Source organism: Streptomyces sp. NPDC007872 (assembly GCF_042868165.1).
In the GTDB taxonomy this organism is placed as follows: Bacteria; Actinomycetota; Actinomycetes; order Streptomycetales; family Streptomycetaceae; genus Streptomyces.
Genome location: NZ_JBIAEA010000002.1, coordinates 810,578 through 833,863, shown reverse-complemented (window position 1 = coordinate 833,863; position 23,286 = coordinate 810,578). Strand labels below are relative to the sequence as shown.

Annotated in this window: 20 protein-coding genes and 1 riboswitch; of the genes, 5 read left to right on the top strand and 15 right to left on the bottom strand. The window is 71.0% G+C overall.

Features of this window, described 5'->3' with window-relative positions; translation table 11 throughout:
* Positions 1-118: 118 nt before the first annotated feature.
* A riboswitch (SAM riboswitch) is annotated at positions 119-235 on the bottom strand.
* An 86-nt stretch (positions 236-321) separates the two neighbouring features.
* The 5 genes from trpD to ACFYNX_RS08895 all read right to left on the bottom strand — a co-directional run bounded on the left by trpD (position 322) and on the right by ACFYNX_RS08895 (position 5,697).
* A complete protein-coding gene (gene trpD / locus ACFYNX_RS08915; RefSeq protein ID WP_388659178.1) occupies positions 322-1,386 on the bottom strand; it encodes an anthranilate phosphoribosyltransferase in 1,065 nt (354 codons plus the stop codon).
* A 135-nt stretch (positions 1,387-1,521) separates the two neighbouring features.
* Complete coding sequence (locus ACFYNX_RS08910; RefSeq protein WP_388659176.1) at positions 1,522-3,147, bottom strand: cytochrome bc complex cytochrome b subunit; 1,626 nt, start codon at positions 3,145-3,147, stop codon at positions 1,522-1,524.
* The gene (locus ACFYNX_RS08905) at positions 3,144-4,196 is read right to left on the bottom strand and encodes a Rieske 2Fe-2S domain-containing protein (RefSeq protein ID WP_365541099.1); all 1,053 of its coding nucleotides are present in this window, start codon (positions 4,194-4,196) and stop codon (positions 3,144-3,146) included. The genes ACFYNX_RS08910 and ACFYNX_RS08905 overlap by 4 nt, the downstream gene beginning before the upstream one ends.
* Complete coding sequence (locus ACFYNX_RS08900) at positions 4,193-5,002, bottom strand: c-type cytochrome (protein WP_365541101.1); 810 nt, start codon at positions 5,000-5,002, stop codon at positions 4,193-4,195. The genes ACFYNX_RS08905 and ACFYNX_RS08900 overlap by 4 nt, the downstream gene beginning before the upstream one ends.
* 74 nt (positions 5,003-5,076) lie before the next feature.
* Positions 5,077-5,697, bottom strand: coding sequence for a heme-copper oxidase subunit III (locus ACFYNX_RS08895; RefSeq protein ID WP_365541103.1), 621 nt, complete (start codon positions 5,695-5,697; stop codon positions 5,077-5,079).
* 202 nt (positions 5,698-5,899) lie between these two features.
* Between ACFYNX_RS08895 and ACFYNX_RS08890 the strand changes: the two genes are divergently transcribed.
* Complete coding sequence (locus tag ACFYNX_RS08890) at positions 5,900-6,301, top strand: hypothetical protein (RefSeq protein WP_388659171.1); 402 nt, start codon at positions 5,900-5,902, stop codon at positions 6,299-6,301.
* 23 nt (positions 6,302-6,324) lie between these two features.
* Here ACFYNX_RS08890 and ACFYNX_RS08885 read toward each other — a convergent pair whose 3' ends face one another.
* The 4 genes from ACFYNX_RS08885 to coxB form a co-directional block, all read right to left on the bottom strand.
* Positions 6,325-7,578 (bottom strand): Ig-like domain-containing protein, encoded by a 1,254-nt coding sequence (locus ACFYNX_RS08885; RefSeq protein WP_365550763.1) that lies wholly within the window; start codon positions 7,576-7,578, stop codon positions 6,325-6,327.
* 122 nt (positions 7,579-7,700) lie between these two features.
* Positions 7,701-8,099, bottom strand: a complete 399-nt coding sequence (locus ACFYNX_RS08880; RefSeq protein WP_388659168.1) for a cytochrome c oxidase subunit 4 — start codon at positions 8,097-8,099, stop codon at positions 7,701-7,703.
* Positions 8,096-9,832 (bottom strand): cytochrome c oxidase subunit I, encoded by a 1,737-nt coding sequence (ctaD, locus tag ACFYNX_RS08875; protein WP_125658257.1) that lies wholly within the window; start codon positions 9,830-9,832, stop codon positions 8,096-8,098. The genes ACFYNX_RS08880 and ctaD overlap by 4 nt, the downstream gene beginning before the upstream one ends.
* Positions 9,829-10,794 carry a cytochrome c oxidase subunit II gene (coxB, locus tag ACFYNX_RS08870; RefSeq protein WP_365550760.1) on the bottom strand — a complete coding sequence of 322 codons (966 nt, stop codon included), beginning with the start codon at positions 10,792-10,794 and terminating at the stop codon, positions 9,829-9,831. Before coxB ends, ctaD begins: the two co-directional genes overlap by 4 nt.
* Positions 10,795-11,186: 392 nt before the next feature.
* Here coxB and ACFYNX_RS08865 point away from each other — a divergent pair, with 392 nt between their 5' ends.
* The gene (locus ACFYNX_RS08865) at positions 11,187-12,575 is read left to right on the top strand and encodes a cysteine desulfurase/sulfurtransferase TusA family protein (RefSeq protein ID WP_388659165.1); all 1,389 of its coding nucleotides are present in this window, start codon (positions 11,187-11,189) and stop codon (positions 12,573-12,575) included.
* 99 nt (positions 12,576-12,674) lie between these two features.
* On the opposite strand, the gene ACFYNX_RS08860 is transcribed toward ACFYNX_RS08865, so the two are convergent.
* On the bottom strand, positions 12,675-13,649 hold the full coding sequence (locus ACFYNX_RS08860) for a carbohydrate kinase family protein (protein ID WP_365550754.1): 975 nt from the start codon (positions 13,647-13,649) through the stop codon (positions 12,675-12,677).
* 129 nt (positions 13,650-13,778) lie between these two features.
* On the opposite strand from ACFYNX_RS08860, the gene ACFYNX_RS08855 reads away from it, so the two are divergent.
* Positions 13,779-13,985 carry a hypothetical protein gene (locus tag ACFYNX_RS08855; protein WP_125663485.1) on the top strand — a complete coding sequence of 69 codons (207 nt, stop codon included), beginning with the start codon at positions 13,779-13,781 and terminating at the stop codon, positions 13,983-13,985.
* 73 nt (positions 13,986-14,058) lie between these two features.
* Positions 14,059-15,582 carry a hypothetical protein gene (locus tag ACFYNX_RS08850; protein ID WP_388659162.1) on the top strand — a complete coding sequence of 508 codons (1,524 nt, stop codon included), beginning with the start codon at positions 14,059-14,061 and terminating at the stop codon, positions 15,580-15,582.
* Positions 15,583-15,682: 100 nt separating this feature from the next.
* Here ACFYNX_RS08850 and ACFYNX_RS08845 read toward each other — a convergent pair whose 3' ends face one another.
* Positions 15,683-16,039, bottom strand: coding sequence for an iron-sulfur cluster assembly accessory protein (locus tag ACFYNX_RS08845; RefSeq protein ID WP_015033024.1), 357 nt, complete (start codon positions 16,037-16,039; stop codon positions 15,683-15,685).
* A 236-nt stretch (positions 16,040-16,275) separates the two neighbouring features.
* Here ACFYNX_RS08845 and nadA point away from each other — a divergent pair, with 236 nt between their 5' ends.
* Positions 16,276-17,475: a quinolinate synthase NadA gene (gene nadA / locus ACFYNX_RS08840; RefSeq protein WP_365550749.1), complete on the top strand. Its 1,200-nt coding sequence runs from the start codon at positions 16,276-16,278 to the stop codon at positions 17,473-17,475.
* A 79-nt stretch (positions 17,476-17,554) separates the two neighbouring features.
* Here nadA and ACFYNX_RS08835 read toward each other — a convergent pair whose 3' ends face one another.
* The 4 genes from ACFYNX_RS08835 to ACFYNX_RS08820 form a co-directional block, all read right to left on the bottom strand.
* Complete coding sequence (locus ACFYNX_RS08835) at positions 17,555-20,722, bottom strand: efflux RND transporter permease subunit (RefSeq protein WP_388659159.1); 3,168 nt, start codon at positions 20,720-20,722, stop codon at positions 17,555-17,557.
* A 181-nt stretch (positions 20,723-20,903) separates the two neighbouring features.
* Positions 20,904-21,602 carry a response regulator gene (locus ACFYNX_RS08830; protein ID WP_388659157.1) on the bottom strand — a complete coding sequence of 233 codons (699 nt, stop codon included), beginning with the start codon at positions 21,600-21,602 and terminating at the stop codon, positions 20,904-20,906.
* A complete protein-coding gene (locus tag ACFYNX_RS08825; RefSeq protein ID WP_365550740.1) occupies positions 21,599-22,855 on the bottom strand; it encodes a sensor histidine kinase in 1,257 nt (418 codons plus the stop codon). Before ACFYNX_RS08825 ends, ACFYNX_RS08830 begins: the two co-directional genes overlap by 4 nt.
* Before the next feature lie 118 nt (positions 22,856-22,973).
* Positions 22,974-23,252, bottom strand: a complete 279-nt coding sequence (locus ACFYNX_RS08820; protein ID WP_365550737.1) for a hypothetical protein — start codon at positions 23,250-23,252, stop codon at positions 22,974-22,976.
* Positions 23,253-23,286 lie beyond the last annotated feature (34 nt).

Here is a 23,286-nt window from a genome sequence, read left to right as displayed (position 1 = left end):
GTGGGGGTACGCGGAAGGGACCCTGATCCGAGGGTGAAGAAGGGGCGGACTCGCCCTATCGCATTCGCTTGCTCACGGAAAAAGCTCCTCGAGAGACCAGGACCCCTGGTGTTCGAGGGGTCCGCGCTTGCCGTAGACCTCGCTGCCTACGGCCTGGTCATCACCCGGGGCACCCCGCCACGGACGGAGGGTTGCCGGACAGCAAGCCGGGGCCAAAACGCTGTCACTCGTGACCTGAAGAGCATCCTGCCACATGATCGCCGTCGCGCAAGACCCCGGTCCGCATGCTGGACCGGGGTCGTACGGCCAATGGCCGGAACACTACGCGTTGCTGACGGCGATCCACCGCTCCAGGGCCCGGCGGGCGGCGCCGGAGTCGATCGCCTCGGCGGCCCGGTCGACGCCGGCGCGGATCTGCTCCACCAGGGTGCCGTCGCCCGGGGCGAGGGCCGTGAGGGCCGCCGCCGAGTTGAGGAGCACCGCGTCGCGCACCGGGCCGGTCTCCCCCGCGAGCAGCCGGCGGGCCACGTCGGCGTTGTACGAGGCGTCCGCGCCGCGCAGCGCCTCCACGGGCACGAGGTCGATGCCGGCGTCCCGGGGGTCGAAGGCCTCCTCCCGCACCGCGCCGTCCCGGACCACCCAGACCCGCGAGGTGGCCGTGGTGGTCAGCTCGTCGAGCCCGTCGTCGCCGCGGAAGACCAGGGCGGAGGAGCCGCGCTCGGCGAGCACCCCGGCCATGATCGGGGCCATCCGGGCGTCGGCGACGCCGGTCGCCTGGGCCCGGACGCGGGCCGGGTTGGTGAGCGGACCGAGGAAGTTGAAGGTGGTCCGGATGCCCAGCTCCTTGCGGGCCGCGGCGACGTGCCGCAGCGCCGGGTGGAACTTCACCGCGAAGCAGAAGGTGATGCCCGCCTCCTCGGCGACCTCCGCGACCCGCCGCGGGGTCAGCTCCAGGTTGACGCCGAGCTTCTCCAGGACGTCGGAGGCGCCGGAGGCGGAGGAGGCCGCCCGGTTGCCGTGCTTGACGACCTTGGCGCCGGTGCCGGCGACCACGATCGCCGACATGGTGGAGATGTTGACGGTCTTGGCGCCGTCGCCGCCGGTGCCGACGATGTCGACGGAGGGGCCGGGCACCTCGATCGTGTTGGCGTGCTCGTACATCGTCCGGACGAGGCCGGCGATCTCCTCGACGGTCTCGCCCTTGGCGCGCAGGGCGACCGCGAAGCCGGCGATCTGCGCGTCGGTGGCCTCGCCCCGCAGGATGCGGTCCATGGCCCAGGCGGTGTCCTCGGCGCTCTGGTCGCGGCCGGACAGCAGGCCGTCCAGGACGACGGGCCAGGAGCGGCCCGCCGTGGTAGGTCCTCCAGCGGGGATCGCAGCGCTCATGGCAGCTCCTGGGCGTCGGTCACGTACGGATACGGGCCCACCCTATCGACCCCCGGGGACGGCGAAGAGCCCCGTCCATCGAATGGACGGGGCTCTCGCCGTGGCGACTTCCGGAAAGCCGGGAGGGTCGGGTGATCAGTGGTGGCCGTGGCCGCTCTGGATCTCCTTGTACTCCTCGACGGTGGGCTTGGCGATCTGGCTGTCCTCGCCGTAGTAGCCCTTGTTGAGCTTGACCCGCAGCTTCTCCAGGCGGCCGACCTTCCGCTCGACGCCGTTCTCGTCGACGGCCGGCGGCAGCGCGGCGGGCTCGTACTGCTCGTGCGCCGTGAGGCGGTGCAGCTCGCCCTGGCTGAGCGGCTCGTGGACCTCGACGAACTCGCCGTGCGGCAGGCGCTTGATGATGCCCGACTCGCGGCCGTGCAGCACCTTGTCCCTGTCCCGGCGCTGGAGGCCGAGGCAGATCCGCTTGGTGACGATGAAGGCGATGACCGGACCGGCGAAGAAGAAGATCCGCACGAACCAGGTGATCGAGTTCAGCGACAGGTGGAAGTGGGTCGCCCAGAGGTCGTTTCCACCACCCACGAGCATGATCATGTACGCGGTGATCCAGGCGACGCCGAAGGCGGTGCGCGTCGGAGCGTTGCGCGGGCGCTGCGCGATGTGGTGCTCGCGCTTGTCGCCGGTGATCCAGGACTCGATGAACGGGTAGACCGCGATCGCGGCGAGGACCGCCGGGAAGATCGCCAGCGGGATCATCACGCCCAGGACCAGGGTGTGGCCCCAGAGGTTGATCTCCCAGCCCGGCATGACGCGGATCAGGCCCTCGGCGAAGCCCATGTACCAGTCGGGCTGGGCGCCGGTGGACACCTGGTCCGGACGGTACGGGCCGAGCGCCCAGATCGGGTTGATCGAGGCGATCGCCGCGATGACCGCGATGACGCCGAAGACCAGGAAGAAGAAGCCTCCGGCCTTCGCCATGTACACGGGCAGCAGCGGCATGCCGACGACGTTCTTGTTCGTGCGGCCGGGGCCCTCGAACTGCGTGTGCTTGTGGACGAACACCAGGATGAGGTGGGCGACCACCAGGCCCAGCATGATGCCGGGCAGCAGCAGCACGTGCGCCGAGTAGAACCGGGCCACGAAGTCGCCGCCGGGGAACTCCCCTCCGAACAGGAACATCGAGAGGTACGTGCCGATGACCGGCACGGACAGGATCGCGCCCTGCATGAAGCGGACACCGGTGCCGGAGAGCAGGTCGTCCGGGAGCGAGTAACCGGTGAAGCCGGTGAACATGCCCAGGAAGAACAGCAGGAAGCCGAACAGCCAGTTGATCTCACGCGGCTTGCGGAACGCGCCGGTGAAGAACACGCGCATCATGTGCACGAACATGCCGGCGAGGAAGATCAGCGCCGCCCAGTGGTGGATCTGCCGGATCAGCAGACCGCCGCGCACCTCGAACGAGATGTGCATGGTCGAGTTGAACGCCTCGGACATGAGCTGTCCCTGGAGCGGGACGTACGGGCCCGCGTACTCCACCTCGTTCATCGACGGGTGGAAGAACAGCGTCAGGTAGACGCCCGTCAGGATGATGATGAGGAAGCTGTAGAGGCAGACCTCGCCCAGCATGAAGGACCAGTGGTCCGGGAAGATCTTCCGCATGTTGGCCTTGGCCAGCGTGTAGATCCCCAGGCGGCCGTCGGCCCAGTCGGCGACCCGCTCACCGGCGGGCGCCTTCTTCTTCGTATCGGTCACGGTGCTCATCCGCGCTCCCAGAAGGCAGGACCGACGGGCTCGTCGAAGTCGCCGAGCGCCTCCAGGAAGCCCTTGTCGTTCACGCCGATCCGCAACTGCGGAAGCGGGTGACCGGCCGGGCCGAAGATGACGCGGGCGCCGTCGGAGAGGTCGAAGGTGGACTGGTGGCACGGGCAGAGGACGTGGTGCGTCTGCTGCTCGTACAGGGAGATCGGGCAGCCCACGTGGGTGCAGATCTTCGAGAACGCGACGATGCCCTCGTGGGACCACTCGAGCTCGCGCTTGTCCTTGATGTCCTCCGGCTGGATCCGGACGATCATCAGGGCGGCCTTGGCGATCTGGGTCTGGAAGTCGTGGTCGTGCTCCGAGAGGCCCTCGGGCATCGCGAAGGTCAGCGAACCGACCGCGACGTCCTCGGGACGCAGCGGCTCGTGCGTGTTCATGTTGATGAGCTGGAGCCCCTTGGCCCACATCGTGGCCCGGAGCTTCTTCTCGGGCAGCGGGCCCATGTCGCGCAGCAGGACGATGCCGGAGAGCGGTACGAGCGCCAGCGCGCCGAACATCGTGTTGCGGATGAGCTTGCGGCGGCCCATGCCGGACTCGGCGGCACCGGCCGCGAAGTCCGCCATGACCTTCGCCTTGACCTCGGGCGACGCCTCGATCGGGTGACGCTCGTCGGCGACCTCGACGTCGGACATCAGGGTGCGGGCCCAGTGGACCGCGCCCGCGCCGATGAAGAAGAGGGCCGCGCCGAGGGTCAGGCCCAGGGAGAAGTTGAGCGCGGACACCCGGCCGAAGGGCCAGATGTACACGATCTTGTCGACCGGGAAGATCACGTACGAGGCGATGAAGCCGACGGTGGCCAGCATCGACAGCGTGAACATGAAGGCGACCGCGCGCTCGGACCGGCGGGCGGCCCGCTCGTCGATGTCCTGGATGCGGGGCTTGTGGGGCGGGAGCCCCGGGTCGGCGAACGGGTCGTCGGCGACCTTCACCGCGCCGTGCGCGGTGTCCTGCACTGCCGGCAGGTTCTCTTCTGGAATCTCTTGGCTACTCATGACTTCTTGGCCTTAGCGGTGTGGGCCGCGACCCAGATGGCAACTGCGATCAACGTACCCAGGCCGAAGATCCAGCCGAACAGACCTTCGGAGACCGGGCCGAGGCCACCGAGCGAGAGACCGCCCGGGCTGTCGGCCTTCTCGCTGTTGACGGCCTGGACGTACGCGATGATGTCCTTCTTCTCCTTCTCCGGCATGGTCGTGTCCGGGAAGGAGGGCATGTTCTGCGGGCCGGTCTGCATGGCCTCGTAGAGGTGCTTCGGGCTCACGCCTTCGAGGCTCGGGGCGTACTTGCCGTGGGTCAGCGCGCCACCCTCACCGGTGAAGTTGTGGCACTGGGCACAGTTGGTGCGGAACAGCTCGCCACCCCGGGCGGCGTCGGCGCCCGCGGGGTCGTACTGCTTCCCGGTCGGCGTGATCGGACCGGCACCGAGGGAGGCCACGTACGCGGCGAGCTGGTCGATCTCGGCCTGCGAGTAGATGTTCTTCTTCTTCGGGACCTGGGCGCCCGGCTGCTGGGCCGGCATGCGGCCCGTGCCGACCTGGAAGTCCACGGCGGCCGAACCCACGCCGACGAGGGACGGGCCGTCAGAGGTGCCCTGACCGCCGGTTCCGTGGCAGCTTGCGCAGCCGACGGAGTAGAGCTTCTTCCCCTCCTCGATGGCGAGGGACTGGGCGGTCTCGTCGGCCTTCGCCGTGCCCGCGGGCGCGAACGCGGCGTACAGCCCCCCCGTGGCCGCCAGCGCGAGAAGTAGGACGACGACCGCCGCCAGCGGATGGCGTCGTCGTGCGGAGAGCTTTTTCACGGATTACCCCGGTGTCAGGATCTTCTGCGTCGATGCTTGCTGGATGTCTCGGTCCGCCGGGTCGGCGGGACCGATTACTTGATCATGTAGATCGTGGCGAAGAGGCCGATCCAGACGACATCGACGAAGTGCCAGTAGTAGGACACGACGATGGCGGCGGTTGCCTGCTCGTGGGTGAACCTCTTGGCGGCGTACGTCCGGCCGAGGACCAGCAGGAAGGCGATGAGACCGCCCGTCACGTGCAGGCCGTGGAAGCCGGTGGTCAGGTAGAACACCGAGCCGTAGGGGTCCGAGGACAGGGAGAGCCCGTCCTTCTTGACCAGCTCGGTGTACTCGAAGACCTGGCCGCCGATGAAGATCGCACCCATCACGAACGTGATGATGAACCACGTCCGGAGCTTCTTCACGTCGCCCCGCTCCGCGGCGAAGACGCCGAGCTGGCAGGTGAGGGAGGAGAGCACCAGGATCGTGGTGTTGGTGGCCGAGAACGGGAAGTTCAGGGCCGAGGCCTTTTCCGCCCAGAAGTCGGCACCCGTCACCGATCGCAGGGTGAAGTACATCGCGAAGAGGGCCGCGAAGAACATCAGCTCGGAGCTCAACCAGATGATGGTTCCGACGCTGGTGAGGTTCGGTCGATTGACCGACGGGTGTGCGTGCCCTGTTTCTACTGTCGTTACTGTCGCCACGACCGACATTATGTCGGTCGCTTATCCCGCCCTCACTCCGGGGGGTGCCGTTCGGAGTGTCAGGGGGGTGTGTCCAGCCCGAACGGCCCAGCGCGGAGCCCCCGGGGGACCCTTCGAACAGGTGTTGAACGGGTGTTGACGGGCTGTGGACCGGAGTAGCATCCGCCGCGTCGGACGACGACCTTCCCACGGACTTCCCCACGGAGGAACGATGCAGTCGAGTGCCACGGTCCTGGTCTACAGCGACGACGCGAACACGCGCGCGCAGGTGCGGCTCGCGGCCGGACGCAGGCCCGCGGCCGACGTTCCCCCGGTCGAGTTCGTGGAGTGCGCCACACTGCCCGCGGTCCTGAAGCGCCTGGACGAGGGCGGCGTCGACGTCTGCGTCCTGGACGGCGAGGCCGTGCCGGCCGGCGGCATGGGGGTCTGCCGGCAGATCAAGGACGAGGTCTTCCGGTGCCCGCCGGTGCTGCTGCTCATCGGGCGCCCGCAGGACGCCTGGCTGGCCACCTGGAGCCGGGCGGACGCCGCGGTCACCCTTCCGGTGGAACCGGTCGAGTTCGCGGCGTCCCTGGCCTCCCTGCTGCGCTCCCGCCTCTCGATCGGCGCGTGAGCGGGTAGCGGCCCCGGAGCCGGTCAGAGGGAGGGCCGCAGGCGGGCCTGTTCGGTGGAGACCACCGGTTCGCCGGCGGCCTCCGCCAGGGCGCTGCCCTCGCGCCACTTGTCCCAGGTCAGGTTCCAGTCGCCGAAGCCGTTGCCGAAGCGCTCCATCGTGTCGCCGTCGCTGTTGACGGTCTGCACGATGTCGCCGGCCCGGACGGTCTTGAAGAACCAGGCCGCGTTGTCCATCGACATGCCGACGCAGCCGTGGCTGACGTTCGCCACGCCCTGCGAGCCGACCGACCAGGGCGCGGCGTGCACGTACTCGCCGCTCCAGGTCACCCGGGTGGCGTAGTACACGGGCAGGTCGTACGACTCGGAGCTGCCCTCCGCGATGCCCACGGTGGTGCCCCGCATCCGGACGTAGTACTCCTTGCCGAGCACCACCTTGACGCCGTTGCGGGTGTCGAAGCCGGGCTTGCCGGTGGTCACCGGAATGGTGTTGATCACTTCTCCGTTGCGCTTCACCGTCATCTGGTGCGTCCCGGCGTCCGCGACGGCCTCGATCCGGTCGCCGATGGTGAGCTCCAGCGGCTTGGACTCGCCGCCGTAGAGCTTGTCGCCGACCTTGAGGCCGTCCAGGTTGCCGCTGACCGTGACACGCGCGCCGGCGGGCCAGTACTCCTTCGGGCGGAAGTGCAGCTTCTTGTCGTCCACCCAGTACCAGGCGCCCTCGACGGCGGGGGTGGAGCGGACCTTGAGGGCCCGCTCGACGACCGCGCGGGAGGCCCGGTCCTTGACGGGGAGGCTGAGGTCGGCGGTGATCGGCTGTCCGACGCCGTACGTGCCCGCCTCCGGCCCGAAGGTCGCGGTCAGGGCCCGCTTCGCCGGGGCCGTCTCGAACGTGAACGTACGGGCGCCGGGAGCGCCGTCCCCGTCCTCCGTGGCCACCCGGACCGTGTAGCGGGCGCCGGCCGCCAGGGTGGCCGTGGAGCGCCAGCGCCGTCCGTCCGCGGTGAGCTCGCCGGCCAGGTGGCGCCCGGCGGCGTCGACGGCGGTGACGTCGGTGATCCGGCCCTCGTCGCCCTTGGCGTTGATCTCCAGGGGCTTCTCGGGGTCCGCCTTGGCCCCGTCGGCGGGGAGGCCGACGGCGAGCTGGTCCGCCGCGTCGTACGCCTTCACCGTCAGCGGGCGGTCGTCCGATCCGGAGCACGCGGTGGCGCCCGCGGTGACGGTCACGGCCAACAGGGTGCAGCTCAGAACAGTCCGAATGCGCGGCGTGTCGTTCATGACCTCACCGTAAGAACAATCCTCGGAGGGGGCGCGCCGAGTGCTGCAAAAGAGGGGCCCGGGCACTTCGGTGACGAAGTGCCCGGGCCCCTCGGTGCGCTCCGGTGCGGAGCGGGGTGCCGCTACTGGTTCTGGTTCTCGCCGCGGTAGAACTCGAAGACCCAGCCGAACAGGCCGACGAGGACCAGCGGGGCGGAGAAGTACAGGATCCACCAGCCCATCGCGACGCCCAGGAAGGCGAGCGCGCCGCCGATGCCGAGCGAGAGCGGCTGCCAACTGTGCGGGGCGAAGAAGCCCAGCTCACCGGCCTCGTCCGCGACGTCGGCCTCCTTGTCGTCCTGCGCCATGGCGTCGACCCGCTTGGCCGTGAAGGCCAGGTAGTAGCCGATCATGATGGCCAGGCCGAAGGCCAGGAAGAGCGCCGTCGTGCCGACCGGCTCCTTGGACCAGACGCCGTACAGGATCGCCATGGCAAGGATGAAGACGCTCAGCCAGATGAACATCTTGCCCTGGATCTTCACTTGCCGGCCTCCTTGCTGCCCGAGAGGGCCTCGGCCTCGTGCGGCTTGTTCTCGAGCTGGTCGAGAGCGGCGATCTCGGGGTGGTGCAGGTCGAACGCCGGGGATTCCGAGCGGATGCGCGGCAGCGTGAGGAAGTTGTGCCGCGGCGGCGGGCAGGACGTCGCCCATTCGAGCGAACGGCCGTAGCCCCACGGGTCGTCGACCTCGATCTTCTTGCCGTACTTGGCGGTCTTCCAGACGTTGTAGAAGAACGGCAGGATCGACAGGCCGAGCAGGAAGGAGGAGATCGTCGAGATCGTGTTCAGGGCGGTGAAGCCGTCGGCGTTCAGGTAGTCCGCGTAACGACGCGGCATGCCCTCGGCACCGAGCCAGTGCTGCACCAGGAAGGTGCCGTGGAAGCCGATGAACAGCGTCCAGAACGTCATCTTGCCGAGCCGCTCGTCCAGCATCTTGCCGGTGAACTTCGGCCACCAGAAGTGGAAGCCGGCGAACATCGCGAAGACGACAGTGCCGAAGACCACGTAGTGGAAGTGCGCCACGACGAAGTACGAGTCGGAGACGTGGAAGTCCATCGGCGGCGAGGCCAGGATGACGCCGGTCAGACCACCGAAGGTGAAGGTGATCAGGAAGCCGATCGTCCACAGCATCGGCGTCTCGAAGGACAGCGAGCCCTTCCACATCGTTCCGATCCAGTTGAAGAACTTCACGCCGGTCGGTACGGCGATGAGGAACGTCATGAAGGAGAAGAACGGGAGGAGCACGCCGCCGGTGACGTACATGTGGTGGGCCCACACGGTCACGGACAGACCGGCGATCGCGATCGTCGCGGCCACCAGGCCGATGTAGCCGAACATCGGCTTGCGGCTGAAGACCGGGATGATCTCGGAGACGATGCCGAAGAACGGCAGGGCGATGATGTACACCTCTGGGTGTCCGAAGAACCAGAAGAGGTGTTGCCAGAGCAGGGCTCCGCCGTTGGCCGCGTCGAAGACGTGGGCACCGAACTTGCGGTCCGCCTCCAGGGCGAACAGCGCGGCCGCCAGGACCGGGAAGGCGAGCAGGACCAGGACACCGGTCAGCAGCACGTTCCAGGTGAAGATCGGCATGCGGAACATCGTCATGCCCGGGGCGCGCATGCAGATGATCGTGGTGATGAAGTTGACCGAGCCGAGGATCGTGCCGAAGCCGGAGAAGGCCAGACCCATGATCCACATGTCGGCGCCGACGCCCGGCGAGCGGACGGCGTCCGACAGCGGGGAGTAGGCGAACCAGCCGAAGTCGGCCGCACCCTGCGGGGTGAGGAAGCCGGCCACCGCGATGATCGAGCCGAAGAGGTACAGCCAGTAGGCGAACATGTTCAGCCGCGGGAACGCCACGTCGGGCGCGCCGATCTGCAGCGGCATGATCCAGTTGGCGAATCCGGCGAACAGCGGCGTCGCGAACATCAGCAGCATGATCGTGCCGTGCATCGTGAACGCCTGGTTGAACTGCTCGTTCGACATGATCTGCGTACCCGGACGGGCCAGCTCGGCGCGCATGAAGAGCGCCATGAGGCCGCCGATGCAGAAGAAGGCGAACGACGTGACCAGGTACATCGTCCCGATCGTCTTGTGGTCGGTGGTGGTCAGCCACTTCACCACGACATTGCCGGGCTGCTTGCGCCGTACGGGCAGCTCGTTCTCGTACGAGCCCTCGACGGCGGCGGCACCCTGGGTTTCGTTGTGGATGCTCACAGTGTGTTCTTCTCCGCATTCCTGGCCGGGTCCGTCTGCTCGATGCCAGACGGGATGTAGCCGGTCTGCCCCTTCTCGGCCAGCTCCTTCAGGTGCTGCTGGTAGCGCTCCGGGGAGACCACCTTGACGTTGAAGAGCATCCGGGAGTGGTCGACGCCGCACAGCTCGGCGCACTTGCCGAGGAAGGTGCCCTCACGCGTCGGGGTCACCTCGAAGGAGTTGGTGTGACCCGGGATGACGTCCTGCTTCATGAGGAAGGGGACCACCCAGAAGGAGTGGATGACGTCGCGGGAGGTCAGGACGAACCGGACCTTCTCGCCCAGGGGCAGCCACAGGGTCGGGCCCGGGTTGCCGGTCTGCGGGTTCCGGTCACCGGGGATGCCGGCGTCGTAGACGCCGCCGGCGTTCGCCGGGAAGTCGTCGATGAACTTGTCCGGAATCGCGGCGAGGTTCTTGTCCGTCTTGGCGTCGCCCTTCACACCGGGCACGTCCTCGACGTAGTTGAAGCCCCAGCTCCACTGGTAGCCGACCACGTTGACGGTGTGGGCGGGCTTGTCGGAGAGCTCGAGGAGCTTCGACTCGTCGCGCGCGGTGAAGTAGAAGAGCACCGAGACGATGATGAGGGGGGTGACCGTGTACAGCGCCTCGATGGGCATGTTGTAACGGGTCTGCGGAGGTACCTCGACCTTGGTGCGGGTGCGCCGGTGGAAGATGACCGACCACAGGATCAGGCCCCACACCAGTACACCGGTGACGAGGGCAGCGGCCCAGGAGCCCTGCCACAGGGAGAGGATCCGAGGAGCCTCCTCCGTGACGGGGGTGGGCATACCAAGGCGGGGGAAGTCTTCCCAGTTGTACGAGCAGCCGGTGGCTGTCGCCAGGATCAGGCCCGCAGTCAGCACCTGCGGCAGCTTCCGCCGCATCGGGCGCCGCGACGAGCGGTCGGAGCCGTTGGGACTCACGTAGCGCCTTCCCGAGAGTCTCGGCCCGCGTTGGTCGGCCACGGCCGTCCGTCTCGCTGGTCGGTCGCCGCCCCGTGCCGCGGGCAGGGGTTTGGATGTTTATGCGGACCAAACCCTACTGGACGCTATTTGGGGTCGCGCGGGGAGGGTGCCCAACGCGCCGTCCGACTCCCCGAAGGGGTGGAGTCCGGGGTTCCGGAGGGGGGTGCGGTGCCCCCGTCCGGCGGCCTGGCGACGGGCCGGACGGGTGTTCTGACGGGGGCTCACGGAGACCGGCGGGGAGGAGGGGGCGGGGACACGCCGGGGCGGGGCGGGCAGGGGGCTGCGGGGGCGGGGGCTCCCGGGGGCGGGCCCCGGGCCGACGGGGGCGGCGCACGTTCTACGGTGGGTGGATGCCGTACTTCGACGCCGCGTCCGCCGCCCCGCTGCACCCCGTCGCCCGTCAGGCGCTGCTCGCCTCCCTGGACGAGGGCTGGGCCGATCCGGCCCGGCTCTACCGGGAGGGGCGGCGGGCCCGGTTGCTGCTCGACGCGGCGCGGGAGGCCGCGGCGGAGGCGGTGGGCTGTCGCCCGGACGAGCTCGTGTTCACTCCTTCGGGGACGCGCGCGGTTCACGCGGGGGTCTCCGGGGCGCTCGCGGGCCGCCGGCGCGCCGGGAACCGGCTCGTGGTGTCGGCGGTCGAGCACTCCTCCGTCCTGCACGCGGCCGAGGCGCACGCGGCGGCGGGCGGGACGGTGGCCGAGGTGCCGGTGGACCGGTCGGGCGCGGTGGACGCGGCGGCCTTCGCGACGGCCCTCGACGGGGGGACGGCCCTGGCGTGTCTCCAGTCGGCCAACCACGAGGTGGGGACCGGACAGCCGGTGGCCGAGGTGGCCGAGGCCTGCCGGGGGCTCGGCGTGCCGCTGCTCGTGGACGCGGCCCAGTCGCTCGGCTGGGGTCCGGTGGAGGGCGGCTGGTCGCTGCTCGCGGCGAGCGCGCACAAGTGGGGCGGTCCGGCGGGGGTGGGGCTGCTCGCCGTGCGCAAGGGGGTGCGGTTCGCCCCGCAAGGGCCGTCGGACGAGCGGGAGTCGGGCCGGGCGCCGGGCTTCGAGAACCTGCCGGCGATCGTGGCGGCGGCGGCCTCGCTGCGGGCGGTCCGGGCGGAGGCGGAGGCCGAGGGGGCTCGGCTCCGGGTCCTGGTGGACCGGATCCGGGCGCGGGTGCCGGAGCTGGTGCCGGACGTGGAGGTGGTGGGCGACCCGGTGCGCCGGCTCCCCCACCTCGTCACCTTCTCCTGTCTCTATGTCGACGGGGAGACGCTGCTGCACGAGCTGGACCGGGAGGGTTTCTCCGTTTCGTCCGGTTCGTCGTGCACGAGTTCGACGCTGACGCCCAGCCACGTCCTGCGCGCGATGGGGGTGCTGAGCGAGGGGAACGTCCGGGTGTCCCTGCCCGCCGGCACGGCGGCGGAGGACGTGGACCGCTTCCTCGACGTGCTGCCGGGGGTGGTGGCGGGGGTGCGGGAACGGCTCGGCGCCCCGGCCTCCCCCGCCGCGGCCCCGGCGGCCGGCCCCGGCCCCCTGGTCGTGGACGCGCTGGGGCGGCGCTGCCCGATCCCGGTGATCGAGCTGGCGAAGGTGATCGGCGACGTGCCGGTGGGCGGCACGGTGACGGTCCTCGCGGACGACGAGGCGGCCCGCCTGGACATCCCGGCGTGGTGCGAGATGCGGGGCCAGGAGTACGTGGGCGAGGGGGACGCGCCGGAGGGCGGCCGGGCGTACGTGGTGCGGCGGGTGTCCTGACCGCGCGGGCCCCCAGGGCCTGTCCGGCCGTGATCCGCCGGACACCCCCTGGTGGCTCCCGCCGGGCCCGGGGCGTCCCGGGCCCGGCGGGGACGGGCGTCAGACCAGGTGGGCGTGGACCTCGGCGGCGGCCTCGTCGCCGTACGCCTTGGTGAAGCGCTCCATGAAGTTGACCCGGCCCAGGGTGTACTCCTGGGTGCCCAGGGTCTCGATGACGAGCGTGGCCAGCATGCAGCCGACCTGCGCGGCGCGCTCGTGGCCGACGCCCCAGGCCAGACCGGTGAGGAAGCCGGCCCGGAAGGCGTCGCCGACGCCGGTCGGGTCGACCTTGGCCGTCTCCTCGGGGCAGCCGACCTCGATCGGGTCCTCGCCGACCCGCTCGATGCGCACGCCGCGCGAGCCGAGGGTGGTGACGCGGTGGCCGACGCGGGAGAGGATCTCCGCCTCGGTCCAGCCCGTCTTGGACTCGATGAGGCCCTTCTCGTACTCGTTGGAGAAGAGGTAGGTGGCGCCGTCGAGGAGGGTGCGGATCTCCTGGCCGTCCATGCGCGCGATCTGCTGCGAGAAGTCCGCGGCGAAGGGGATGGAGCGGGTGCGGCACTCCTCGGTGTGGCGGAGCATCGCCTCGGGGTCGTCGGCGCCGATCAGGACCAGGTCGAGGCCGCCCACGCGGTCGGCGACGGCCTTGAGCTCGATCAGCCGGGCCTCGCTCATCGCGCCCGTGTAGAAGGAGCCGATCTGGTTGTGGTCCTTGTCCGTGGTGCAGACGAAGCGGGCGGTGTGCAGGACCTCGGAGATGCGGACCGAGCCGGTGTCGACGCCGTGCCGGTCGAGCCAGGCCCGGTACTCGTCGAAGTCGAAGCCCGCGGCGCCCACCAGGAGCGGGCGGCTGCCGAGCTGCCCCATGCCGAAGCAGATGTTGGCGGCGACGCCTCCCCGGCGCACGTCCAGGTTGTCCACGAGGAAGGAGAGGGAGACCGTGTGCAGTTGGTCGGCCACGAGCTGGTCGGCGAACCGGCCGGGGAAGGTCATGAGGTGGTCGGTGGCGATGGAGCCGGTGACTGCGATACGCACGGCGGGCGCTCCTGCGGGAAGGCGGTAATGACAGTTCACGCTACCCGCTGGAGGCGGCCCTGCCGAACAGTGGAAACTACCCCAGAGTAGGCCTTTTCTCCGCGGGCCGGTGGTGCGTACGGTGCGCCCATGAGTCTCTACCCCGCTCCCCGCGAGCGACACGAGTCCGAGTTCAGCCTCGCCGAGCTGCGCGGCGCCGGTGCCCGGATGGCCCCGCACTGGGTGGCCCCGGCGGCGCCGGAGCCCGCTCCGGTCTCCCCCGCCCTGATCAACGGGGTCGTGGTGCCGGCCGCCTCGGCCCGGCTGATCGACGCCACCGCCGAGTACGGCGGCTGACGGAACCGTCCGGGCGTCCGCTCCGTCCCACCGGTGTCTTCCACAGGGCACCAAGGGCCGAAGGAGCTGAGCCGTGAGCGGTACGGAGAACGGTCGGAGGCGGCGGACGCTGCTCACCGCCTCGGTGGCGGCGGGCGTGCTGCTCGCCGGGGGCGGCGGGGTCTACCTCGCCACCGCGGCGTCCGGTGACGGCGGCGCGGACGGCGCGAGCCGGTCCGCCGACGCGGCCGGTCCCCCGCCGCCCCTGCGCCTCGGGGGCGACGGCGGTACGGACGGGGGTCCCGGGATCGCGCCGGGCGAGCCCGATCCGGGCGGCGGTCCGCGCGGGACCGTCTACAAAGCCAAGGGCCCACTCCCCCAAGGGCCCTCCTCGGCCGCGGTCCACCGGCCCGAGGGCCTGGTCACCTCGGCGGAGGTGACCAGGCTGGCCGATGCGCTCGGCATCTCCGGGCGTGCCGTCCTGGCGGGCGACGTCTGGTCGATCGCGCCCGAGAAGGACGGTTCGGGCCCGCGCCTCGACGTGGCGCGCGAGGCCCCGGGGAACTGGACGTACTCCTGGTACGACGGCGGTCCGGTCGGCGACACCTGCCTCAAGGGCAAGGCGTGTCCGCCCCCGGGCGAGGCGAAGAAGCCGCGCGGCGGCTCGCCGGTCGGCGAGGCGGCGGCGAAGGCGGCGGCCGCCCCCGTCCTGAAGGCGCTCGGCCAGGACGACGCGAAGGTGTCCGCCGGTCAGGTGATGAACGGGTCCGTCCGGGTGGTCAACGCCGAGCCGGTGGTGGGCGGCCTGCCGACCTACGGCTGGTCGACGGGGCTGCACGTCGAGCCGGACGGCCGGATCTCCGGCGGCAGCGGGATGCTGAAGGAGCCGGCCGAGGGTGCCGCGTACCCCGTGGTGGGGGCGGCGAAGGCCCTCGCGGAGCTGAACGAGGACTCGAAGGGCACGGGTCCGATCGGCATCGGCGGCTGCGCCACGCCCGTCCCGAACGGGGAGGCCCCGGGCGCCGGGAAGCCGGGGGCGGGCGAGGTCCCGGGTGCCGGGAAGCCGGGCACGGAGGAGGTCCCGGGTGCCGGGAAGCCCACGGGTGAGGAGGTGCCGCCCTGCCACGCGATCGTCGATCCGGCCGTGCCGGTCGAGGTGCCGGTGACGGGCGCGGTGTTCGGTCTCGCCGCGCAGGACGTGTCCGGCGAGCGGCTGCTCGTACCGGCGTGGCTGTTCACGGCGGACCCGGCGGACGCGGCGCCGTACACGGTGGTGCGCACGGCGGTCGAGGACCGGTACCTGGCGCCGCCGGCGACGACCCCGCCGTCGTCCGGCGAGGGCACGGCGCCGGCCCGGCAGGTCCAGTCGTACGAGGCCGGGGACGGCGGCCGGAAGCTGACGGTCGCCTTCTGGGGCGGGGTGTGCAGCACGTACGCGGTCACGGCGGAGGAGACCCCGGAGCGGGTCGCCCTGCGGATCGAGGAGACCCCGACCGAGCCGGGCAGGATGTGCGTGGCCATGGCGGTGGAGGTCGTGAAGACGGTGGACCTGGACGCCCCGCTCGGCTCGCGGCCGGTGGTGGACGCGGCGAGCGGCGAGACGGTGCCGCGCCGCTGACGTCCCCGTCCGCGCGGAAGCGCGGAAGCCCGGACACGCGTGAGGGCGGGCCCCGGAATCTCTTCCGGGGCCCGCCCTCACTCACGCGTACGACTCAGCCTCAGCTGAACGAGTCACCGCAGGCGCAGGAGCCCGTGGCGTTCGGGTTGTCGATGGTGAAGCCCTGCTTCTCGATGGTGTCGACGAAGTCGATCGAGGCACCGCCGAGGTACGGGGCGCTCATGCGGTCGGTGACGACCTTGACCCCGTCGAAGTCCTTCACGACGTCGCCGTCGAGCGAACGCTCGTCGAAGAAGAGCTGGTAACGCAGGCCGGAGCAGCCGCCGGGCTGAACGGCGACGCGCAGGGCCAGGTCCTCGCGGCCTTCCTGGTCGAGGAGGGCCTTGACCTTGGCCGCGGCGGCGTCGGACAGGAGGATGCCGTCGCTGACAGTGGTCTTCTCGTCCGATACGGACATCTGCTTCTCTCCCGGTGTGTACGGAGACTGCTTGCCGACGGTGGAAACCGACGGTGCCCCGGATTCATTCCGGGCCGAGTGGGTTTTTCCTCCTTTCATGCTCGCACACCCTGTCCAGCCCTGCGGAAGGCGAATTCGTCACATCGACACTATGGACATCGTCAACGTGACGTGAAGGGGTTATGATAGATAGCGTCATTTAGACGAAAAGGTTCCCCGAAGAAAGGGTGCGTGACGTGACCACGGCCCATCCCCGTCATGAGCTCGACGTCCAGCCGTCGCCGCTCGCCCTCCTCCTGCTCGGCCGCGAGGCCGACCCGAAGAGCGAGCGCGGCGTGGAGTGCCCCGGCGATCTGCCCTCGCCCTCCGACCCCGACCTCGTGGAACGCGCCCGCGCGGCCAAGGAGAAGCTCGGGGACAAGGTCTTCGTGCTCGGCCACCACTACCAGCGCGACGAGGTCATCCAGTTCGCCGACGTCACCGGCGACTCCTTCAAGCTCGCGCGCGACGCGGCCGCCAAGCCGGAGGCGGAGTACATCGTCTTCTGCGGCGTGCACTTTATGGCGGAGTCGGCCGACATCCTCACCGGTGACGACCAGAAGGTCGTCCTGCCCGACCTGGCGGCCGGCTGCTCGATGGCCGACATGGCCACCGCCGAGCAGGTCGCCGAGTGCTGGGACGTACTGACCGAGGCCGGGATCGCCGAGCAGGTCGTGCCCGTCTCGTACATGAACTCCTCGGCCGACATCAAGGCCTTCACCGGCAAGCACGGGGGCACGATCTGCACCTCGTCCAACGCCGAGCGGGCCCTGAACTGGGCCTTCGAGCAAGGAGAGCCCGGCACGACAAAGGTGCTGTTCCTGCCGGACCAGCACCTGGGCCGCAACACCGCCGTCCGCGACATGGGCATGTCCCTGGACGACTGCGTCCTGTACAACCCGCACAAGCCGAACGGCGGCCTCACCGTCGAGCAGTTGCGCGCCGCCAAGATGATCCTGTGGCGGGGCCACTGCTCGGTGCACGGCCGGTTCTCGCTGGAGTCGGTCGAGGACGTGCGGGCCCGCATCCCCGGCGTGAACGTGCTGGTCCACCCCGAGTGCCGGCACGAGGTCGTCGCCGCCGCGGACTACGTGGGCTCGACCGAGTACATCATCAACACCCTGGAGGCGGCCCCGGCCGGCTCCACGTGGGCGATCGGCACGGAGCTGAACCTCGTCCGGCGCCTGGCGAACCGGTACGCCGACCAGGGCAAGGAGATCGTCTTCCTCGACAAGACGGTCTGCTTCTGCTCGACCATGAACCGCATCGACCTGCCGCACCTGGTATGGGCCCTGGAGTCCCTGGCCGAGGGCAACCTCGTCAACCGGATCCAGGTCGACAAGGAGACGGAGAGCTTCGCGAAGCTGGCGCTGGAGCGGATGCTGGCGCTGCCGTAACGATTCCCCCCCGTACTCCCGTACGTACGCCGAAGGGCGCCCCGCGACACGAGCGGGGCGCCCTTCGTGCGTGCCGGACTCAGTCCAGGAGGTTCAGCAGGGTCGCGTCCAGCGGCGAGACGTCCGGCTGCTCCGGGTGGTGCGTCGTGCCGTCGCCCTCCGCCTCCTTCTTCGCGGCCCTCTTCTCCGCCTTCCGCTTCGCGCGGCGCTCCTTGCGGAGCTCGACCATCGCGTAGAGCGTCGGGACGAGGAGCAGGGTCAGGAGCGTCGAGGTGATCAGACCGCCGATCACGACCACGGCCAGCGGCTGGGCGATGAAGCCGCCCTCGCCGGTGATGCCGAGGGCCATCGGCAGCAGGGCGAAGATCGTCGCCAGGGCGGTCATCAGGATCGGGCGGAGCCGGTGCCGGCCGCCCTCGACCACCGCTTCGACGATGCCGAGGCCCCGCTCCCGGTACTGGTTGATCAGGTCGATCAGGACGATCGCGTTGGTGACGACGATGCCGATGAGCATCAGCATGCCGATCATCGCCGGAACGCCCATCGCGGTGTCGGTGGCCACGAGCAGACCGATCGCGCCGGTCGCGGCGAACGGGATGGAGACCAGCAGGATCAACGGCTGGATCAGCGACCGGAAGGTCGCGACGAGCAGCATGAAGACGATCGCGACGGCCGCGAGCATGGCCAGGGCCATGTTGAGCAGGGTCTCGTTCAGGTCCTCGCTGACGCCGCCGATGGTGGCGGTGGCGCCCGCCGGCAGGTCGAGCCCGTCGATCTTCCGCTGGAGGGCGGCGCTCACCGCCCCGGTGTCGTCGCCGACCGGCTTGGCCGTGACCGTCGCGGCGCGGGCGCCGTCGATCCGGGTCATGGAGACCGGGCCGGGGACCAGTTCGACGGTGGCGACGTCGCCGAGCCGCACCGGGCCGAGGGGCAGCGCCCTCAGCTCGGCCAGGGTGGTGGCGGGCTTCGCCGGGGTGACGAGGACGTCCCGCTCGGTGTCGTCGAGGGTCGCCTTGGCGGCCGGGGTGCCCCGGACGGCCTGGGCGACGGCCATGCCGAGCGAGGCGGGGTCGAAGCCGGCGTCGGCCGCGGCGGGCTTCGCCGTGACGGAGACGCGCGGGACGGACTGCGAGAGGTCGCTCCGGACGTCGGTGACGCCCTCGATCCCGGCGACCGCGGCCCGGACCTGCTCGGCGGCCTGCGCGAGCACCTCCGGGTCGGCCGCCTTGACGACCACGCTCAGGTCCTGGCCGCCGAAGCCGTCCCCGGCCGCGAGGGTGGTGTCGCCGATCCCGTCGAGTCCGGCGAGCCCCTTCTCCAGGGCGTCCCGCGTCTTCTCGTACGAGGCGGACTCCTCCAGGCTGACCTGGTACGAGGCCTGGTTGGCGCCGGTGCCGCCGCCGAAGGCCGCCATGAAGCCGGACGAGCCGACGGTGACCTGGTAGTCCTTGACGCCCTCGGTCCTCGCGAGGAGGCCCTCGACCTTCTTCGCGGCCTCGTCGGAGGCGCTCAGGGAGGTGCCGGGCGCCAGCTTCTGCTTGATGCTCAGGACCTCCTGGTCGCCCTGGTCGAAGAAGCTCGTCTTCAGGAGCGGGGTCATGCCGAAGGTGACGGCCAGGACGGCGAACGCGATGCCCAGGCTCGCGAGCCGGCGCCGGGTCGCGAACCGCAGGACCGGCACGTACAGGCGCTGGAGGCGGCTCTTCTCCTCCGCCTCCTCGGCCCGCCTGCGGGCCTCGGCCAGGTCCTCCGGCGTGCCCTCGGGGGCGCGCAGGAACCAGTACGAGAGGACGGGGACGACCGTCAGGGAGACGAGCAGGGAGGCGAGCAGGGCCGCCGTGACCGTCAGCGAGAAGGGGCTGAACATCTCGCCGACGATGCCGCCGACCAGGCCGATCGGCAGGAAGACGGCGACGGTGGTGAGGGTGGAGGAGGTGACGGCGCCGGCCACCTCGCGGACCGCGGTGAGGATCGCCTCCCGGCGCTCCTCGCCGTAGCCGAGGTGGCGCTTGATGTTCTCCAGGACCACGATCGAGTCGTCGACGACCCGGCCGATGGCGATGGTGAGCGCGCCGAGCGTCAGCATGTTGAGCGAGAGGTCGCGGGTCCACAGCACGAGGAGGGCGAGGACGACCGAGAGCGGGATGGAGACCGCGGTCACCAGGGTCGAGCGGATCGACGCGAGGAAGACCAGGATCACCAGGACGGCCATGACGAGGCCGAGGGCGCCCTCGGTGGTGAGGCCGGAGACGGCCTTGGCGACGGCCGGGCCCTGGTCGGAGACGACCGTCAGCTCGGCGCCCGCGCCGAGGTCGCGGCGCAGGCCGGGCAGCTTCTCCGCGACGGCGTCGGAGATCGCGACGGCGCTGCCGTCCTTGTCCATGGTGGCCATGACGGCGAGGCTGGGCCGGCCGTTGGTGCGGGTGAGGGAGGTGCGCGGGGACTCCTCCTGGCGGACGGTGGCCACGTCGCCGAGGCGGACGGCCTTCCTCTCGCCGGGGGCGGCCGACGGGATGCGCAGGTCCTCGATCTGCTTCAGGGAGGTGTAGCCGCCGCCGACCTGGACCGTGCGGCTCTTGCCGTCCTCGGTGAAGGAGCCGGCGGGCACCGTGCCGCCGGCGGAGCGCAGGGCCTCGGCGAGCTTCATGGTGGTGGTGCCGGCGGCGGCGAGCTTCCGCTCGTCGGGGGTGACGGAGACCTGGAGGTCCTGGACGCCGCTGACGGAGACCTGGCCGACGCCCTCGACGTCCTGGAGGGCGGGCACGACGGTCCGGTCGAGGAGGTCCGCGAGGGCCTGCGGGTCCCTGTCGGAGGAGGCGGCGAGGACGACGGTCGGCATGTCGTCCGTCGAACCGGCCACGACCTGCGGGTCGACCGTGTCGGGCAACTGGGCGCGGGCGCGGTTCACGGCCTGCTGGACGTCGGCGACGAGCTGCTTCGTCGACTCGTCGCCGTAGTCGAAGGAGGCCATGACGAGGGCCATGCCCTCGGAGGCGGTGGAGGTGACCGACGTGAGGCCGTCGACGCCCTTCAGGCCGTTCTCCAGGGGTTCGACGACCTGCTTCTCGACCACGTCGGGAGAGGCGCCCTGGTACGGGGCGAGGACCGAGACCACGGGCAGCTCGATCGAGGGGAGGAGCTGCTGCTTGAGCTGCGGTATCGCGATCGCCCCGAACACGATCGCGACGAGGGACGTCAGCCCGATCAGGGCCCGTTGCGCGAGGCTGAATCTGGACAGCCAGGACATGGGATGGGTCTCTCTTCCGTGGCGTACGCGTCGGCGGTCGGGAGCGGCCCCGTCCCGGCCTTCGACCGGCCCGAGACGCCCCCGCCCCTACGATCGGGCATCCACCGCCGGAAGTCCTCGGCCCCCGGGCGCACTTCTTTACGCCGCGCATACCGCGTTCGGAGTACGCCCGCGCTCCGGGTCACTCCACCCTCGGGCGTACCAGTCCCGACTCGTAGGCCGTGACTACGAGCTGGGCCCGGTCACGGGCGCCGAGCTTGGCCATGGTCCGGTTGACGTGGGTCTTCACGGTGAGCGGGCTGACGTCGAGCCGCCGGCCGATCTCGTCGTTGGACAGGCCGCCCGCGACGAGGACGAGGACCTCGCGCTCGCGGGCGGTGAGCGCGGCGAGGCGCTCGGAGCGGGCCCGGACCTCCTCTCCGGCAGCGCCCGTGCCGTCGTCCCGGGGGCCCTGGGCGAGGAAGGTGGCGATCAGGCCCTTGGTGGCGGCCGGGGAGAGCAGCGCCTCGCCGGCGTGGGCGATCCGGATCGCGCCGAGCAGCTCCTCCGGCTCGGCGCCCTTGCCGAGGAAGCCGGAGGCCCCGGCGCGCAGCGACTGCACGACGTACTCGTCGACCTCGAAGGTGGTGAGCATGACGATCCGTACGCCGGAGAGGCCGGGGTCGGCGGTGATCGCGCGGGTGGCGGCGAGGCCGTCCGTGCCCGGCATGCGGATGTCCATCAGGACGACGTCGGGCCGCTCGGCGCGGGCCAGTTCGACGGCCCGGGCGCCGTCGGGCGCCTCGCCGACGACCTCCATGTCGGGTTCGGAGTCGACCAGGATCCGGAAGGCGCTGCGCAGCAGGGCCTGGTCGTCGGCGAGCAGCACCCGGATCGTCACGCGTCCTCCCCCTCGCCCTCTCCCGTGCGGAGGGCCACGGGCAGTATCGCCTGGACACGGAATCCGCCGCCGTAGCGGGGTGCGGCGGTCAGGGTGCCGCCGAGCGCGCCGACCCGCTCGCGCATGCCGAGCAGGCCGTGGCCGCCGGCCGGGGCCCCGTCCGGGGCGGCCGGGGAGGTGCCGTCGTCGAGGACGGTGATCTCGACCGTGCGTCCCACCCGCACGACGCTGACCTCGGCCTCGGCGTCGGGGCCCGCGTGCTTGCGGACGTTGGTCAGGGCCTCCTGCACGATCCGGTACGCGGCCAGGTCGACGGCGGCGGGCAGCGGTCCGTCGCCGTCGGCGCGGGCCAGGGCGACCGGGAGGCCGGCCTTGCGGAAGCTGTCGAGCAGCCCGTCGAGGACGGCGAGGCCGGGGGCGGGCTCGGTGGGGGCCTCCGGGTCGCCGGACTGGCGCAGCAGGCCGACGGTGGCGCGCAGCTCGTCGAGGGCGGAGCGGCTGGCCTCGCGGACGTGCGCGAGGGCCTCCTTGGCCTGGTCGGGGCGCTTCTCCATGAGGTGGGCGGCGACTCCGGCCTGGACGTTCACCAGGGCGATGTGGTGGGCGACGACGTCGTGGAGGTCGCGGGCGATCCGCAGCCGTTCCTCGGCGACCCGGCGCCGGGCCTCCTCCTCGCGGGTGCGTTCGGCCCGCTCGGCGCGCTCGCGGATCGCGTCCACGAAGGCCCGCCGGCTGCGGACGGCGTCCCCGGCGGCGGCCGCCATGCCGGTCCAGGCGAAGATGCCGAGGTTCTCCTGCGCGTACCAGGGGGTGGGGCCGAAGACCATGGCCGCGGCGGTGAGGACCGTCATGGTGGCGAGGCCGACCCGCCAGGTGGTGGGCCGGTCGGTGCGCGCGGCGACCGTGCAGAGCGCGACGACGACGCTCATGGAGATGGGGGCGGGCCTGCTGTCGTCGATCAGCTCGACGAGGGTGAAGGCCGCGGTGAGGCAGAGCACGGCGAAGGGCTCGCGGCGGCGCAGCACCAGGGCGACGGCTCCGGCGACCATGAGCAGCACGCTGTACGCGTCGGGCGCGCGGTCGCCGAAGGTGGGCCCGTTCGGGCTGCCGTGCGGGTCGGTGAAGGACCCGGCGATCATGCAGACGAGCACGCCGAACGCGAGCGTCGCGTCGAAGGCGAGCGGATGCGTCCGGAACCAGTCGACGAGCCGCCGGAGGGAGAGGGCGCCGGCGGCGGATCCGGTGGGGGTCACGGGAGGCAACGGTACGGGGCGGAGGGCGCGGGTCCGGTTGCGGGGCGCGGGGTCCGGGCCCCCGGCAGCGCGAAGGTCCCGGTCCCCCGAGGGGGCCGGGACCTTCGTGGTGGTGGGGTCAGCCCGGGATGAGGCCGCCGTCGGAGAGCATCGCCCTGACCTCTTCGAGACTCGCGTCCGGGGACGGGAGGATCAGCTCCGACGGCTCCAGGTCCTCGTCCGGGAGCGGCTCGCCGAGGCGGCGGACGGCGTCGAGGAGGGCGCCGAGCGTCCGCCGGAAGCCGTCCGCGTCCCCGGTCTCCATCTCCGCGAGCAGTTCGTCGTCGAGCCCGTCCAGCTCGGTGACGTGGCTGTCGGCCAGCTTCCACTGGCCCTCCCCCATGATCCGTACGATCATGACGCGTCCTGTCCTTCCGGTTCCGCCGGAGAGC